We start from the raw sequence: 16461 nt of genomic DNA, 5'->3' as shown, positions 1-16461 counted from the left end.
GTTTCACGAGCAGACGGCCGTGCCTGGCACGGCCGCGGCGGGGTGTGTGCCAGCGCCCCGTATGGACGAAGGGCTGCGGAAGCCATCACTTCCGCAGCCCTTCGGCGTGCTATGGCCTTCCCCTTAGGCCGAGCCGTGAAGAAAATGCCAGAGGCATTTTCAGGCGAGGACTCGCCGACAGGCGAGCAGAAAAGCCGCGGCCGCAGGCCGTCCACTCTTGCGAAGGTGGCCGGCGAAGCCGGTCGGATGAGGTGGGTTGTGGTTCAGAACCACGCTTCGCTCGTCCCACCTCATCAGTCGGCTCCCGCCGACAGCTTCCCCTCAAGGGGAAGGCCGAATACCTCGGGAAGCCCGAAGGCCGTGCGGGTTACTTCTTCGGCTTTTTGGCCGGCGGCTCTCCGAGCTCGCTGGTCTCGATCACCACGGTTTCGGCGTCGCCCTCATCGGCCGCGGCGGCCTCCTCGGCGTGCTTTTCGACCAGATCGAACCGGCCGACCACGCGACCGGCCTGAGCGATGTCGTCCAGCGAGGCGCGGATCGCGTCCACACCGTCCTTCGCGGCGGACAGCGCCACGGAGAGGATCGGCGTCTTCATGGAGACCTTCGCCTCGGACTTGATCTTGCGCAGCTGCTCCACGGCCTTGCCCGCCCACGCCAGCATCTCGGGGGAGACGCCGGAGGCGGCGATCACATACGGTTCCGGCGTCGGCCATGCGGCGCGGTGCACCGAGCCTTCGCCCGCGTGCATCCAGCTCCATACCTCTTCGGTGGCGTACGGCAGATACGGGGCGAGCAGACGCGCGAAGGCGTCGAGGCCCAGACCCAGCGTGGTGCGTGCCGAGAGCACGGCCTTCTCGCTCGGCGTATCGCCATGCTCGTCGGGCGTGCCGTAGGCGCGGTTCTTCACCAGCTCGATGTAGTCGTCGCAGAACTGCCAGAAGTAGCTTTCGATGATCTCCAGCGCCTTGGAATGCTCGTAGGATTCCAAGGCCTCGGTGGCAGTGCGCACCACGAAGGCCATCTTGGCCATGGCGGCACGGTCCAGCGGCTCGGTCACATCGGTGGGCTTCCACACGGCTTCGGCCGGAGCGCCCACATGATGGTTCTCGTCTTCGCGGCCGATGGCCAGCGCGAACTTGGTGGCGTTGAGCAGCTTGATGGCCAGACGACGGCCGATCTTCATCTGACCCTCGTCATACGTGGCATCGAGGCCGAGACGGGCGGCCGCGGCCCAGTAGCGCACCGCGTCGGCGCCGAACTTCTTCAGCGGCTCGTTCGGCACCACCACGTTGCCCTTGGACTTCGACATCTTCTTGTGATCCGGGTCGAGAATCCATCCGGACAGCGTGGCGTGCGCCCACGGCAGGCACTTGTTCTCCAGATGCGCGCGATCCACGGTGCTGAACAGCCAGGTGCGGATGATGTCCTGTCCCTGCGGGCGCAGATCCATCGGGAACGTGGCCTTGTGCAGCGCCTCGTTCTCCTCGCCGGGCTCCTCCCAGCGGGTCACGATCTGCGGGGTGAGCGAGGAGGTCGCCCACGTATCCATGATGTCCTTCTCAGCGGTGAAGCCGTTCGGCTGGTCGCGCTGCTCCTCGGTGTATCCGGCCGGCACGTCGGTGGTCGGATCGATCGGCAGGATGTCCTCGCTCGGCGTGATCGGATGCTCGTAGTCCGGTTCGCCGCTGGCGTCCACGGGGTACCACAGCGGGAACGGCACGCCGAAGAAGCGCTGGCGGGAGATCAGCCAGTCGCCGTTGAGGCCGTGCACCCAGTTGTCGTAGCGCACGCGCATGAAATCGGGGTGGAAGTTCAGTTCCTTGCCGCGCTCGATCAGCTCGGCGTTCAGCTTCTCGTCGGTGCCGCCGTTCTTCAGGTACCACTGACGGGAGGTGACGATCTCCAGAGGCTTGTCGCCCTTCTCGTAGAAGTTCGTCATACGCTTGGTCGGCTTCGGCTCGCCATCCATGTCACCGGATTCGCGCAGATGCTCGACGATGATCTTGCGGGCGGTGAAGGTGGTCTTGCCTTCGGTCTCCTCGAAGATCGCGCGACCGGACTCATCGGTGATCCAGTCCGGCACGCTCATCACGATGCGGCCGTTGCGCTGGATGATCGAACGGGTCGGCAGATTCAGGTCGCGCCACCACTCCACGTCGGTCACGTCGCCGAAGGTGCAGCACATGGCGATGCCGGCGCCCTTGTCCATTTCGGCGGCCTTGTGCGCCAGAATCGGCACCTTGACCTTGAACAGCGGGGAGTACACGTACTGGCCGAAGTACGGCTTGTAGCGCTCGTCGTCCGGGTGGGCGATCAGCGCGCCGCAGGCGGCCAGCAGCTCGGGACGGGTGGTCTCGATGTAGATCGGGGTGCCGTCCTCGAAACGGAACGCGATCTTGTGGTAGAAGCCGTCGTATTCGCGGCTTTCCAGCTCGGCCTGGGCCACGGCGGTCTGGAAGGTCACGTCCCACAGGCCCGGGGCATCCTTCTGGTAGGCCTCGCCGCGGGCGAGGTTGCGCAGGAACGCCTTCTGGGCCACGCGACGCGGATGCTCGCCGATGGTGTGGTAGGTCTGCGACCAGTCGATCGACAGGCCGAGCTCGCGCCACAGCGCCTCGAACTGCTTCTCATCCTCGGCGGTGAGCTTCTCGCACAGCTCGATGAAGTTCTGGCGGGAGCACGGCACCTGATCCTTGGCCTGGATCTTCTTGCCTTCGGTGCCTTCGAACGGGGGCTTGAAGTCGGGATCGTACTTCAGGGACGTATCCACGCGCACGCCATAGTAGTTCTGCACGCGGCGCTCGGTGGGCAGGCCGTTGTCGTCCCAGCCCATCGGGTAGAACACGTCGTAGCCGCGCATGCGCTTGTAGCGGGCGATCACGTCGGTGTGGGTGTAGGAGAACACATGACCCACATGCAGGTGGCCGCTCACGGTGGGCGGCGGGGTGTCGATGGAGTAGACGGCCTTGCGGTCGCGGGTGCCGCCGAACTTGTAGACCTGGGAATCGTTCCAGTCCTTGGTCCACTTGCTCTCAAGACCCTCGACGCCGACCTTGTCGGGAAGCGCGGTCAGATGCGCGCTGATGTTGCCTTCATTCTCGGTGTCAGTCATACGCGACAGTTTAGATTCGTGTTGTGACAACGGTTTTCGCCTTCGACGGACCTTCGATCAGCCTTTCGCCACGCCGGCGAGCGGCAACCGCAGGTCGGTCATCGTCTTCGGCAGTCCGGTCACACCCTGCCGGTACGCGGTGAGCGGCTGCCGCACGCACAGCCAGTCCACCGGCGAATCGTCGGAGATCTGCCGGGCCAGTCGCCTCATCGCGGTTTCGTACTGCGTCTCGTCGGCCGACTTCCGTGCGGCCGCCCACAACTGCTGGGCCGCGGGGCTCTCATACCCGATGAACGACCCGGAGTCCATCAGGGTCGCCAGATCATGGCTGTCGTTCATATCGAACAGCGTGAAATCATACTGCTTACCCTGCTGTACGGTCTGCTTCCATGTATTGTCGTCCACTGCCTTCACGTCCAGATCCACGTTCATCGGATACAGCTGCTGTTTGAGCAGCTCGCCCACCTGCGTGCCGTATCGCTGCGGATAGACGAACGTCAGCGTACGACGATGGCTGATATAGAAGAAGTAGGCCAGCAGATCGGTGGCCCTGCCGGTGTCGTGCGGGTACAGTCCGCTCAGATCCTCGTATCCGGGCTCCAGCGGGGTGAGCGGCCCGCCGAGCGTCCGCCCGCCGCCGAGCGCGCCCGCCAGTGCGCCGCGGTCGATCGCATACCGTACGCCCTGCCGATACCGCTTGTCGGAAAGGATCGAATCCGCACCGTTGTTGAACCCCAGTACGATCTTGTGCGTGCTCTCACCTTGTTCCACGGTGACGCCGCCGATCCTGCCCAGCGCGGCCTTTTCGCTGGCCGCCACGGGGGTGATCGCATCCACGTCCCCGCGGCCCAACGCCGCCACGGCCGCATCGTCGTCCTGATAGTACTGCAGCGTGACCGTGCCGGTCTTCGCCTTCGCACCCCAATACCGTCCGTTGGCCTTCAGCGTGAGCGATACGCCGTTGTCCCAGGACTGCACGGTGAACGGTCCGGACCCGATCGCCGTGGTGTCGTAGCTGTAGCGGGCGTCACGATCGTAGACGATGCCGGTTCTCCCGGCGAGCAGCCACGGCAGATCGGGATTCGGCTCGCTCAGCGTCACCGTCACGGTATTCGCGCCGTTCGCCTTCACGGATTTCAAGCCGGTGAGCCGATCCGCCTGAGCATAATGGTTGCTCACCGTCTGCTGCAGCGACCACACCACATCGTCGGCGTCGAGCCTGTCGCCGTTGGAGAAGGTCTTGCCGTCCCTGATCGTGAACGTGTAGGTCAAACCGTCCGCGGAAACGGTGTAGGAGTCGGCCACGCCGGGCCGTGCCCGATTGTTCTCGTCGAGGCTGAGCAGCGATTCGTACACATTGCCCAGCAGCGCCTGCTGAACGGCCGTGGCATCGGAGTCCTTCAGCTTGCGAATGTCCAGCGACGGGGGTGCCTCCACCAGACCGATCGTCACCGACCCGCCGGCGTTGAATCCGCCGTCGGCCGGCCAGCCGGGCAGGGAGACACGGTGATTGAAGATCATGCCGTAGACCATGCCGCCGCAGACGCCGAACACCAGCAGTGAGACCAGAAACACCGCGATCGCCTTGACTCCGCCTCGCTGCGCTCGCCGTCGGGCTGATCGGGATTCCGGTCGCGCCGACCGGGACCGACCATGCGGCAACGGGGGAGTGGGTGGGACGGATGGGGTCGGCGTCTGGCCTGATTGAGGAACACTGCACATGATTGCGACTCTATACGGATGACTGGCCGAGCGGCTGAACGGTGGCCGGTGGAGTGGAGGATGGCCGAACGGAGGCCGGCTGAACAGTCTGGCTTATCGAATGGTCTGGCGGGCCGAATCGGCCCGACCGTCGGTTATCTGAACAGTCCGGCGCTCGGGCAGGTGGCGGCCAGCGGGCAGTCGCCGCACACCGGTCCGCGGGCATGACAGGTGGACCGGCCGAACAGGATCAGCCGATGGGAAAGGTTCGTCCACTGTTCGGGCGGGAAGCATGCACAGATCTCCCGTTCGATGTGCACCGGATCCGGCTTGTTCGACCGCCAGTCGGTTCTCCAATGCAGACGGCCGGTCACGCGCATGACATGCGTGTCGACGGGGAACCCCGGGATGCCGAAGGCGTTGCCGAGCACCACGTTCGCGGTTTTACGGCCCACGCCGGGCAGCGTGACCAGCTGATCCATGGAATCGGGCACCTGGGAATCGAACCGGTTCGCCAGTTCCCGTCCGAGTCCGATCAGATGCCTGGCTTTCGACCGGTAGAAGCCCAGCGGTCGGATGATCCGCTCCACGTCTTCAGGATTCGCCGCCGCATAATCCTCCGGGGTGGGGTAGGAGGCGAACAGTTCGGGGGTGACGGTGTTGACCCGCCTGTCGGTGGTCTGGGCACTGAGAATCGTGGCGACCAGCAATTCGAACGGCGATGAGAAGTGCAGGGCGCATTCGGGTGTGGGAATCTCCTCGCACAGTATGCGATACTCCTCGTGCATGCGGGCCAGACGGTCGGTTTTCGTTTCCCGGGGCATGATGGATGATCAGTTCGGCGGATGCGGTCGATGGACGATCAGTCTGCGCGCGACCCGTCGGAATCAGGCGGGAGCGGTCTGTTGGACGCCGCGCTGGCCTTGGCCTTATCGTCGGCCGCTTCCTCTTCAGGCGGATCGAAACGGTATCCGACGTTGCGCACGGTGCCGATCAGATGCTCGTATTCGCCGCCGAGTTTGGCACGCAGACGACGGATATGCACGTCGACGGTGCGGGTGCCGCCGTAGTAGTCGTAGCCCCACACCTCCTGCAGCAGCTGGGCGCGGGTGAACACGCGGCCGGGGTGCTGCACCAGATATTTGAGCAGTTCGAATTCCTTGTAGGCCAGATCGATCGGATGACCGCGCAGACTGGCTGTGTATCCGTTCGTGTCGACCACCAGTTCGCCGGAGCGGATCTGCCCTTCCTGGGTCTGTTCGTTCGCGCCCGAGGCGGAACCGGAGGCGGCGAAGGAGTTGCCGCGTTCGGAGACCAGACGCAGGCGGGCCTCGACCTCGGCGGGACTGGCGCTGGCCACCACCACGTCGGAGATGCCCCACTGCGAGGTGACGACGGTGAATCCGCCTTCGGTGAGGATCAGCACGATCGGCATGGAAAGACCGGAGGCGTGGATGAGCCGGCACAGCGTTTTCGCGGTGGCGAGATCGTCGCGGGCATCAAGGAACAGGATGGTGTTCTCCGGCATCTTGACCAGCGACGCCGCATCCATCGGAAGCACGCGGACGCGATGGGAAAGCAGTGCGAGAGAGGGCAGTACGGAGGCGGGATCGTCCGCTGAGGTCATCAATGTTAAATCTGTCACTGCTCTCCCCTTGATTGTGCTTTTCGGCCCTCCGTCAAGCGACTGCACCATTGTACCTACGCTGTGTGTCGTCGCATTGGCTACTGTTCGTTACATTGCATTCATGTGGTTTCCACTCATTATTAAATACGATTCTGGACGTTTTGATCGTTTCCGCGCAAATGTATCCGAATCGTGAGCCAACGGTCACCTGGTTCGGGTCGGTGGCGATCGGGATGGAGCCGCATGGCCGTATACTGAGACCTTGACCGATGACGATGCAGGAGATGGCATGGCAAAGCTCAGAAGCTGGCAGAAGAACCCGCAGCCGCAGCCCCGCGGGGGAGAGCAGGAATGGCTCAAACGAGGGATGACCAAGCATAGCGGCTTCTCCGTGGTGGCCACGCAGGTCGCGTCCTATGCGGTGCTGCTGTTCGCGGTGATGACGCTGGGGTCGCATACCGCCGCCGGTCTGATCGGTCTGGGTTTCCTGCTGCTCAGCGGCAGCATGGTGATGCTGGTCGGATGGCCGTTCGAAGGGGAGGCTCGCGAATCGGTGTTCGCCCGGGTGTTCGCCTCGGTCACCTTCCTGGCCGGATTCGCCTTTCTGGCTTCTGGTGAGTTCTATGTCGATGCGACGTTCACCCGCTGGGCGGTCTTCCTGGTGGTGTGGTTCTGGATTCTGGTGTTCGTCTCGTTCCTGCGGCAGATGATGCGACGCAATCGTTCCCATCTGATCCGTTCGCTGTCGGTGGGGATCATGGCGTCCCTTGCCACACTGGGTGCAGTGTGCTGGATGTTTCTGCCGTCGCTGGTCGATGATCTTCGTGACGAGGCCGCGCCGGCATGGCTGGTGACCACCGTGATCGCCGTATTGGTCGTCGTGCTGGCGGCTCTCGCCGCCGTTTCCGTGACGTGGTGGAGCCACAAGCCGCATAAGCTGCCGTTCTCATGGATGGGCATGGGTATGGTGCCGGTGCTGATGTCCGGATACTGCGTGTTCGTGGCCGCGTTCATCGTGCATGTCGCGCTGTAGTCTTCGCGCTGGCCTAGTCTTCGGCCGTGCGGCTGGGTGTTCTGCGCTACGGCAGCAGGCCGAGATGCTCCAGCAGCACCTTCACGCCGATGGCGATCAGCACGATGCCGCCGGCGATCTGAGCCGGCATCTGCCATCGGGATCCGAAGATCCTACCGATGTACAGGCCAGCCGCCGAAAATGCGCCGGTGACCACGCCGATGCAGATCACCGAGATGATGATGTTGATCTTCATGAACGCGAAACTCACGCCGACGGCGAAGGCGTCGATGCTGCACGCCACGGCCAGCGGCAGCATATGCTTCCAGTCGAACTGGGCGGTCTCCCTGGCGTTCTCCTCTTCCTCCTCGAAGGCTTCGCGGATCATGTTGCCGCCGATGAAGGCGAGCAGCCCGAAGATGATCCAGTGATCGACCGCGACCACATATTTGCTGAACGTGGACGCCGCGAAATAGCCGAGCAGGGGGAACAGTGCCTGGAATCCTCCGAACCACAATGCGGATTTGACGGCATCCACCGGTCGGATCCTGGAAACGGTGAGGCCTTTGCCGATCGATACGGCGAAGGCGTCCATGGCGACGGATACGGAGATGAGCAGAACTGCGACGAACATGTGAATGGGGTGCATTAGGTTCATCCCCGTTTGCCGCCTGAACATCGTTCTCGGCCGTGCGGATCGTTGCCGGTGAAACCCGAACCGGCTTGAAATCCCACGAGGATGGGCCTCGACGGTTTCCAAATCACCGCCTACGCCTAGGTACTCGAATGATTCTAGGCAATGGGGCATACATAGGCACTGGGGTATGCAAAACGCCCACCGGCACATGGCGCGGCGGGCGTTTTCTACGTTCGGTCGGTCGATTCCCGATCGATCACTTCTCGGAGTCGGCGAGACGCTTGCGGGCCGCCACGATCTCCTTCTCGGCTTCGGCGACGCCGGTCCAGAAGTCGCCGGGCTTGACTTCCTTGCCGGGCTCCAGAGCCTTGTACTGCTCGAAGAAGTGCTTGATTTCGGCCTTGTGGTACTCCGACACGTCGTCGATGTCCTTGATGTTGTCGAAGCGGACGTCGGCGGGCACGCACAGCACCTTGTCGTCTCCACCGGCCTCGTCCTCCATGTGGTACAGGCCGACGGCGCGGCACTCCACGATGCAGCCGGGGAACACCGAGTTCGGGATCATCACCAGAGCGTCGAGCGGATCGCCGTCCTCACCCAGGGTGCCGTCGATGTAGCCGTAGTCATCCGGGTACTGCATCGAGGTGAAGAGAATGCGATCCAGCTTGATCCTGCCGGTCTCGTGATCCACTTCGTACTTGTTCTTGGAGCCGCGGGGAATCTCAACGACCACGTCGAACGTCTCTGCCATGTCTGTCTCCTTTGTGAGTTGACATTAGTATTGCCGCAACCAACAATACTCAATCCCCGGCCACTTGTCTGCGTCGGGTTGGCAATTGGCCGATTGGTTGCGGTCGGGCTGCGATCAGTACTTCACGCTGAGCACATGCGCGACGTCGGCCCACGGGGCGAGGGAGACGTAGTTGTCCCAGCTCCAGGTGAAATCGCGGCCGGTGAGCTCGTCGTGCACGTCCACCGAGTCGCCTTCGATGCCGAAGTCGCTCAGCTCAAGATGCACCATGGACTGATGCGCGTTGTGACCGTCGAGGTTCACCACCACGATCAGCGTGTCCGGCTTGCCGGTGCCGGTGAACTCGGCTGGCGTATGGCGTACGAACGCGAGGATGTTCTCGTCGTCGCTGCCGATCACGGTGAGGTTGTGGTAGCTGTGCGTGGCGGGGTGGGCGTGGCGGATGCGGTTGAGGCTGGTGAGGATCTCGGCGATGCCGTACTCGTCGGCCTTCGCCCAGTCACGCACCTTGATCTCGTACTTCTCGTTGTCGATCTGCTCCTCGAAGCCGGGGCGCTGACGGTTCTCGATCAGCTCGTAGCCGTTGTAGATGCCCCAGTTCGGCGAGCCCATGGCGGCCAGCACGGCGCGGACGGCGTGGCCGGCGATGCCGTTGTCTCGCACGTAGGCGGTGAGGATGTCGGGCGTGGTGGGCCAGAACGTGTTGTGCTGGTAGTAGCCGTTGTCGCAGTTGGTGGTGTTGAGGTACTCCTCCAGCTCCTCCTTGGTGTTGCGCCACGGGAAGTAGCAGTGGGAGTGGGTGAATCCGGCGTAGCTCAGCGCGCGCATCATGCCCGGGCGGGTGAAGGCCTCGGCGAGGAACAGGATCTCCGGGTGCTTCCTGGTCACGGCGCCGATCACGTCCTGCCAGAAGCGAACCGGCTTGGTGTGCGGGTTGTCCACGCGGAAGATCGTGACCCCGGCGTCGATCCACAGGTCCATCAGGCGCTCGACTTCCTTTTCGATGCCTTCCATGTCGGCGTTGAAGTCGATGGGGTAGATGTCCTGATACTTCTTCGGCGGGTTCTCCGCGAAGGCGATGGTGCCGTCGGGCTTGTGGCGGAACCAGTTCGGGTGCTCCTTGACCCACGGATGGTCGGGCGAGCACTGCAGTGCGAAGTCGAGGGCGATCTCCAGTCCGAGCTCGTGTGCCTTGGCGCACAGGGCCTTGAAGTCGTCCATGGTGCCGAGCAGCGGATCGACGGTGTCGTGTCCGCCGAGCTCGCTGCCGATGCCGAACGGGGAGCCCGGATCGTCGGGGCCGGCCACCAGCGTGTTGTTGCGGCCCTTGCGGTTGGTGACGCCGATGGGGAAGATCGGGGGCAGGTAGACGATGTCGAAGCCTTCGGCCTTCGCTCGCTCCAGGCCGGAGATCGAGGTCTTGAGCGTGCCCTGCACGATCTTGCCGTTCTCGTCCACGTAGGCGCCTTCGGAGCGGGGGAAGAACTGGTACCATGCGGCGAACGAGGACTTCGGGCGCTGCACCAGCAGGTTCACCGGGCGACCGGCGCTGATGCCGTCGCGCAGCGGGTTGGTGTCGTGCAGCGCATGGATTTCCTCGGTGTCGGCCGCGGCCAGACGATCGGCGATGTCGAGTTCCTTGTTGAGCACCTGTTCGGCGGCGTCGCGCAGCAGTTTCCGCTGTTCGGCGTTCAGGCCGGCGTCGCGGGTCTTGGCCCAGCGCAGCAGCAGTTCGGCGCCTTCGTCGAGGGCGTTCTCGACGTCGCTGTCGCGCACGCTCACCTTGATGGTGGCGTCGTGCAGCCAGGTGGCGTAGCTGTCTTCCCAGCCTTCGACGGTCACCTTCCAGCGGCCGAGCTGTCGCTTGATCTCGGCGAACTCAGGCTCCCAGGGCTTGGCGTCGGAGTGCTCGCCGGCCTGCATGTCCACTTCCCAGCGGTCGAGGCCGGGGTTGGTGCACACCATCGGTCGGGTCTGCATGATCTTGCCGCGTGCGGTGCGCAGTACGGCGGTGGCGCCCACCTTGGTGCGGCCTTCGATGAATACCTCGGCGGTGATGTGGAACTGTTCGCCGAGCTCTACTCGTGCGGGGAATACGCCGCCTTCGGCGTTGGGGGTGATGTCGAGAACGTTGATGCGACCGAACTGGTCTGGCTCGCTGACCGGAATGCTCGGCGCCGGTGCCGACATGGTCATGCCTTTTACTGTTGTCTGGGTGGGCTGCGCGGTGGTTTTCCGGGCTGTGCGCCGTGTGGTCTTCCTTCCGGTTCCCCGCGTGGCTTTGGAGGATGTCTTTCGGGCGGTAGGAGTCTTCGTGGCGGCGCTATCACCAGTGGTCTTCCGTGTGTGCGTCCCCTGTTCGACGGAAGTGGTGGTGGATGGAGATTTCGTGACTTGGTTACTGCTGATTTCAGTCATACCGCCCATTGTAGGGGGAAGTGGTTACACAGGTTCCTGCGGTTCCGCCGGTATGTGACGACACGCCGTGAGTGTCTGATTAAAAGTTCGGTTTTGGTGTTCTGATAGCGTTTCCATAACGAAATATAACAAAAATCAAACATTTTGATTGTTCTAAATAACCACTGTTGGTAGCTTTGTGACAAAAGCAATAATTCGCTGTAAAAACCGAATGAACTCACATTTTTTGCCTGAAAAATTGGGGTATGGTGTTCTATGTGCAGTTCGTGAGACGCGGATTGCGAATAACTCAGTCATGTGAAATGTGACATTTTTATGTTATGGTTCACAGATATGAAACAAACGCATGGTCTTCAGTGGTGAACATGCGGGGGAAGGATAATTATGGCGGAAAACAAGCAGATTACCGTCGATACGTCGCTTTACGGCGCTTACGCCGATCGTAAGACCGCAGCGGCCAACGAGGTGGCCCGCAGCTTTGGCATCTCGGAAGAAGCGCTTTCCAAGGTTGAGGACTACAAGGCCGCGCTGACCGAGCATGACGCCTGGGACCTGCCCTTCCTGGGCTACGTGAACGAGGATGGCTACGGCTACGCCTTCGTTTCCGATCAGGCTGTGGCTGAGGACGGCTGGGATGCCTACAAGGCGTTCCGCGCTCTGCCGGATGACGTGCAGACCGCATTCGCGATCCGTATGCTGTTCACTCACCGTGATGTCGATCGTTACGGTGCCAACATGTTCCTTCACTACGAGCGCGGCTTCAACGTGAAGTTCGAAGGCCCCGGCGCCAACCACTGGTGATCCTGAACCGTGGGGCCTTCCCTGATCGGCGTTGATCGGGGGAGAGCGGCCTGCGGTTGATGAATGCCGTTACGGCCGGGTGTCAAACGTCCGAAGATGTTTGACACCCGGCTTTTTTGTTGGGATCCGACCGTTTCCCCTTTCCTCTTTTTGATGGGAACGGCGGTGTTTACGGTTGTTTGATTTTGTGCATGCTTTGTGCGATTCTGTTTCCTATTTGTTTTGTGCTTTCGAAGTCCGCTGATTCGGTTGAATTCGGGACGATGGGGGTTTGCGGAGCGGCATGCTTCGCGCACTGGCCTTGGCGGAGGCGCTAAGTCGTTGTGAGCCCTGCCGGTGAATCCTCGAGTCCTAGGAGCGCACGAGCCTGGCGATTGCCGCGCTGGCCTCGTCCAGTTTCTCGTCGGCCACATCCCCGCCTTCGGCCGCGGCCTGTCGAATGCAATGGTTGAGGTGATCGTCCAGCAGCAGCAAAGCCACCGATTTCAGTGCGCTGTTGGCTGCTGAGATCTGCGTGAGGATGTCGATGCAGTATTCGCCGTTCTGGGCCATTTGCTTGATTCCGCGGATCTGACCCTCGATGCGGCTGAGTCGGGTGATGACCTTTTTCTGGTCCTCCAGATACCCATTGTGCGTGCGTTCGTCGTGTGCACATTCGTCGTGAGTGCCTCCCTGCGATTGCGATTCGTCGTGAGCCTCGTTCCGGCTGCCTCCGCACGCGCAGGTCGCTATGCTTGGATTTCCTGCTGAGTTCCTGCCGTTTCCTTCGTTGTCCTTCGACATGGCCGTGTCCTTTCCGTTTTCAGGCGTTGCGGTTTCGTTGCTCCGAACACGTTCGTGGATTGCGTCAATGCGTGTCCGGCGACGTGCGACGTGTTGTTTTCCGTGGGAGAAATCCTCGAATCCGACACTTGAAAGTATACCCCTATGGGGTATATGGTGAGATGCAGTCAAGCAAGGAGGGGCCGTGAATATCGTGGTGGCTGTTGTTGCGGCGATCATCGTCAGCGTTGGGGTGCTGTGGTTCTTCTTCGCCCCGAAATCGGCCTATCGCGCCCGCCGTGAGGGCGCGGTGCAGGAAGCGGTGATCGAGGTCAAGGGCGGATACAGCCCCTCGGTGATCGAAGCGGAAGCGGGTGTGCCGTTGCGCCTGATCTTCGACCGCAAGGAGAGAGGGGAATGCTCGTCGCATGTGGTGTTTCCCGATTTTGGCATCGATCGCGTGCTGCCGGCGTTCCGCACCACCACGGTGACGTTGACGCCGAATAGTCCGGGGGAGTACGGGTTCGCCTGCGGGATGAACATGCTGCATGGCACGTTGCGCGTGGTCGGGGAGCCTCGACCCGGCGCGGCGAAAGACGCTGACGTGAAGCCGGCCGCCGAGCCCGCCGAGCCCCAGGGGTCACAGGAGTCTCCGAAATCACAGGAGTCCCCGGAAACCCAAGGTTCCCAGGAGTCCCATGAATCTCCGGAACCCGACGACGATGCCACGCGCACCGAAGAACTGCATTCGCTGATCCGTCGTCTCATCGTGGCCGCGGCGCTCACAGCCCCGGTGTTTATCTCCACGATGTTCCATCTCTACCATCTCGATCCGTGGTGGCAGCTGGCGCTGATCGCCCCGGTCATGCTGTACGCAGGCCGGCCGATCTACGCCACCGGCTGGGCCGCGATCCGCCATCGGTCCCCGGAAATGAACGCTCTGGTCTCGCTCGGCACCATCGCCTCGTTCCTCTATAGTCTGGTGGCCACGATCGCCCCGCAGCTGCTGCCGGTCGGTGCGCGCGAACCGTATTATGAGGCGGTCGGCACGATCATTACCCTGATGCTGGTCGGTCAGGTGCTGGAGACGCGGGCCCGACTGGGCACGGGGCGGGCCATTCGATCGCTGATCGATCTGCAACCGAAAACCGCCCGCGTGGAGCGCGGCGGTGCGGTCGAGGAGATCCCCGCCGAACAGGTGGCCGTCGGGGATGTGGTCGTGATCCGTCCGGGCGAACGTCTGCCGGTGGATGGCGTGGTGGTTTCGGGCGGCACGTCCATCGACGAATCGATGATCACCGGCGAACCCATGCCGGTGGTCAAGAAAACCGGGGATATGGTGACCGGCGCCACGGTGAACGGTACGGGATCGTTGCGATACCGGGCCACGCAGGTTGGACAGGACACGGTGCTGTCGCAGATCGTGACATTGGTACGCTCCGCACAGAGTTCGAAGGCGCCGGTGCAACGTCTGGCCGATCGCATTTCGTCGATATTCGTGCCGGCCGTGGTGCTGATCGCCATCTGGGCGTGCGCACTGTGGTGGGCGCTCGGCCCGCAGCCGTCGCTCACCTACGCGCTGGTGTGCGCGGTGAGCGTGCTGGTGATCGCGTGCCCGTGTGCGCTGGGACTGGCCACGCCGCTGTCGATCACCATAGCCACCGGCCGCGCGGCGAAGTACGGCGTGCTGATCCGATCCGCCGAAGCGTTGGAAACCGCGGCTCATGTGGATGTGGTGGTGCTCGACAAAACCGGTACCGTCACCGAAGGGCGGCCGAAACTCAGGGATGTGCTGCCGTACGGCGAGTGGCGGAGCGTCGAGGCCGACGGTGATTCAGGCGTGCTGGCGTTCGCGGCTGCGGCGGAGGACGATTCCGAACATCCGCTGGCCACGGCGATCGTGGAAGGTGCTCGCTCTCGCGGCGTGCATGTTCCTCCCGCCGAGGATTTCGCGGCGACGACCGGTCTGGGCGTGCGGGCGCGCGTGGACGGTCGCGAGGTGCTGGTGGGCAACCCCGAATTCATCGATGCGCACGATGTGCAGATGCCCGACGATCCGCAGAGCGTGGACGAGATCCTCGACCAGCTCGACCGGTTCGCGGCGGAGGGCAAGACCCCGATGCTGGTGGCGGTGGACGGACTGCTCGCCGCGCAGATCACCGTGGCCGACACGGTGAAGCCGACGTCGCGGCGGGCGGTGGCCGCGCTGAGGGGCCGTGGGATTGACGTGGTGATGCTGACCGGTGATAACGCCGATACCGCGAAGGCGGTGGCCCGTGAGGTCGGTATCGAGCGTGTGGTGGCGGACGTGCGGCCGGGGCGGAAGGCCGATGAGATCGCACGGTTGGCCGCAGAAGGGCATACGGTGGCGATGGTGGGCGACGGCATCAACGACGCGCCCGCTCTGGCCTGCGCCGATGTGGGGTTTGCGATCGGTACCGGCACCGATGTAGCCATCGAATCCGCGGACATCACTTTGATGGGCGGCAGCCTGACGGGAGTGGTGACCGCGATCGATCTGTCTCACGCGGCCATGCGCAATATTCGACAGAATCTCGGATTCGCTTTCGGATACAACGGCATCGGCATTCCGATTGCGGCGGGTGCGCTGTATCCGCTGATGGGCATGCTGCTCAATCCGATGATCGCAGGCGCCGCGATGGCGTGTTCGTCGCTGTCGGTGGTGCTCAATGCCAGTAGGCTCAACGGGTTCGATCCCGAGCGGGTGCGGCCGTATCGGGTCAAGTCCGGGCGGCGTGCCGGGCGTGCCGATGTGGCCGGTGCGGTCGGGGATGGTACCGGGTGCGCTACTGCCACTGGGAACTGTGCTGCGGCGTCCGGCGATACTGGTTTTGGAACAATCATGAACATAATGAAAGGAAGCATCATGGCATTGTTCAACCGTCATCATTCCGAATCTCACGATATGCATGACATGCATCACGAGGCGGGGGCCGGTGCCGGCGCTGCGGTCGATCCGGTCTGCGGTATGAGCGTGGATCCCGCTGCCGCCGCCGCATCCCGCGAGTACGAGGGCAAGACCTATTACTTCTGCGGCGCCGGCTGTGCCGCCCACTTCGACAAGAATCCCGCATCCTTCGTGAAGTAAGCGGTAAGTGGCGTGAAGTGATGGTCGCAGTGTCCCTAAACCGAGCGTGATTGTGACGAGTTCGAGGGCACTCGGCCTTCGTATTGTTTAGAATATCTCTAAACTGAACTGAGAGGCTCTTTGCCTCTCAGCCTGTTACTAGTTATATTCCCAGTATTTTCTTTTTAGCTAAATCAAATTCTTCTTTGCTGAGGATGCCTTTATCGACAAGCTTCTTAAGCTGTTCAAGTTTTTCATAAGGACTTTCAATGGGCTCCGTGGGCTGATTAGGCAAAGGCTGTTGCGTGTTAATTGTTGTTGCGCCAGTGATGCCGTTCATGGCCATATTCATGAAGGCCATTCCTATGGCGCTGCCATCTGGAGAGGAACCGGCGGATTGTAGCCCTTGTGCAAATGATGCTTGAAGGTTTGAATTTCCTCGTGTTCCCATGAGTGCATCAGCTCTCTGAACTGTCGAGATAAGTTCTTTTGTTTTAAGATCGTAGTCAATGGCTGTAATAGACGCTTTGATTAAGCTAATTCCACGTTCGG

General features: G+C 62.4%; 12 protein-coding genes. 3 read left to right on the top strand and 9 right to left on the bottom strand.

Features of this window, described 5'->3' with window-relative positions:
• Positions 1-367: 367 nt before the first annotated feature.
• The 4 genes from valS to Uis1B_RS03635 all read right to left on the bottom strand — a co-directional run bounded on the left by valS (position 368) and on the right by Uis1B_RS03635 (position 6458).
• Complete coding sequence (valS, locus tag Uis1B_RS03650) at positions 368-3112, bottom strand: valine--tRNA ligase (protein ID WP_101615686.1); 2745 nt, start codon at positions 3110-3112, stop codon at positions 368-370.
• 57 nt (positions 3113-3169) lie between these two features.
• The gene (locus Uis1B_RS03645) at positions 3170-4687 is read right to left on the bottom strand and encodes an ABC transporter substrate-binding protein (protein ID WP_165782713.1); all 1518 of its coding nucleotides are present in this window, start codon (positions 4685-4687) and stop codon (positions 3170-3172) included.
• A gap of 281 nt (positions 4688-4968) precedes the next feature.
• Entirely contained in the window at positions 4969-5637 is a 669-nt protein-coding gene (gene nth, locus Uis1B_RS03640) for an endonuclease III (RefSeq protein ID WP_101615682.1), read from the bottom strand.
• Positions 5638-5675: 38 nt separating this feature from the next.
• Positions 5676-6458: a winged helix-turn-helix transcriptional regulator gene (locus Uis1B_RS03635; RefSeq protein WP_101615680.1), complete on the bottom strand. Its 783-nt coding sequence runs from the start codon at positions 6456-6458 to the stop codon at positions 5676-5678.
• A gap of 271 nt (positions 6459-6729) precedes the next feature.
• Here Uis1B_RS03635 and Uis1B_RS03630 point away from each other — a divergent pair, with 271 nt between their 5' ends.
• Positions 6730-7473 carry a hypothetical protein gene (locus Uis1B_RS03630; protein ID WP_133124823.1) on the top strand — a complete coding sequence of 248 codons (744 nt, stop codon included), beginning with the start codon at positions 6730-6732 and terminating at the stop codon, positions 7471-7473.
• A gap of 46 nt (positions 7474-7519) precedes the next feature.
• Here the strand turns inward: Uis1B_RS03630 and Uis1B_RS03625 are convergent, their stop codons facing one another.
• The 3 genes from Uis1B_RS03625 to Uis1B_RS03615 all read right to left on the bottom strand — a co-directional run bounded on the left by Uis1B_RS03625 (position 7520) and on the right by Uis1B_RS03615 (position 11267).
• A complete protein-coding gene (locus tag Uis1B_RS03625; protein ID WP_101615830.1) occupies positions 7520-8086 on the bottom strand; it encodes a manganese efflux pump MntP in 567 nt (188 codons plus the stop codon).
• A 259-nt stretch (positions 8087-8345) separates the two neighbouring features.
• The gene (locus Uis1B_RS03620; RefSeq protein ID WP_101615675.1) at positions 8346-8840 is read right to left on the bottom strand and encodes an inorganic diphosphatase; all 495 of its coding nucleotides are present in this window, start codon (positions 8838-8840) and stop codon (positions 8346-8348) included.
• A 114-nt stretch (positions 8841-8954) separates the two neighbouring features.
• Complete coding sequence (locus Uis1B_RS03615; protein WP_423734856.1) at positions 8955-11267, bottom strand: alpha-1,4-glucan--maltose-1-phosphate maltosyltransferase; 2313 nt, start codon at positions 11265-11267, stop codon at positions 8955-8957.
• Positions 11268-11642: 375 nt separating this feature from the next.
• Between Uis1B_RS03615 and Uis1B_RS03610 the strand changes: the two genes are divergently transcribed.
• A complete protein-coding gene (locus Uis1B_RS03610) occupies positions 11643-12059 on the top strand; it encodes a glycerophosphodiester phosphodiesterase (protein ID WP_101615671.1) in 417 nt (138 codons plus the stop codon).
• 351 nt (positions 12060-12410) lie between these two features.
• On the opposite strand, the gene Uis1B_RS12300 is transcribed toward Uis1B_RS03610, so the two are convergent.
• Positions 12411-12680, bottom strand: a complete 270-nt coding sequence (locus tag Uis1B_RS12300; RefSeq protein WP_243390248.1) for a metal-sensitive transcriptional regulator — start codon at positions 12678-12680, stop codon at positions 12411-12413.
• A 346-nt stretch (positions 12681-13026) separates the two neighbouring features.
• Here Uis1B_RS12300 and Uis1B_RS03600 point away from each other — a divergent pair, with 346 nt between their 5' ends.
• Complete coding sequence (locus Uis1B_RS03600) at positions 13027-15930, top strand: heavy metal translocating P-type ATPase (protein WP_101615667.1); 2904 nt, start codon at positions 13027-13029, stop codon at positions 15928-15930.
• Between the two features lie 142 nt (positions 15931-16072).
• Here the strand turns inward: Uis1B_RS03600 and Uis1B_RS03595 are convergent.
• The coding region (locus Uis1B_RS03595; protein WP_207763371.1) for an SHOCT domain-containing protein at positions 16073-16461 on the bottom strand (389 nt) is incomplete at its 5' end.

Source organism: Bifidobacterium margollesii (assembly GCF_002860355.1).
GTDB lineage: Bacteria > Actinomycetota > Actinomycetes > Actinomycetales > Bifidobacteriaceae > Galliscardovia > Galliscardovia margollesii.
Note: the sequence above shows the minus strand (reverse complement) of the source record. Positions and strands in the feature narration are given on the sequence as shown.

Coding starts and splice junctions, on each gene's coding strand:
- nth (WP_101615682.1), bottom strand. CDS start 5,637: ATGCCCCGGGAAACGAAAACCGACCGTCTGGCCCGCATGCACGAGGAG.
- Uis1B_RS03610 (WP_101615671.1), top strand. CDS start 11,643: ATGGCGGAAAACAAGCAGATTACCGTCGATACGTCGCTTTACGGCGCT.
- Uis1B_RS03625 (WP_101615830.1), bottom strand. CDS start 8,086: ATGTTCGTCGCAGTTCTGCTCATCTCCGTATCCGTCGCCATGGACGCC.
- valS (WP_101615686.1), bottom strand. CDS start 3,112: ATGACTGACACCGAGAATGAAGGCAACATCAGCGCGCATCTGACCGCG.
- Uis1B_RS03630 (WP_133124823.1), top strand. CDS start 6,730: ATGGCAAAGCTCAGAAGCTGGCAGAAGAACCCGCAGCCGCAGCCCCGC.
- Uis1B_RS03615 (WP_423734856.1), bottom strand. CDS start 11,267: ATGGGCGGTATGACTGAAATCAGCAGTAACCAAGTCACGAAATCTCCA.
- Uis1B_RS03620 (WP_101615675.1), bottom strand. CDS start 8,840: ATGGCAGAGACGTTCGACGTGGTCGTTGAGATTCCCCGCGGCTCCAAG.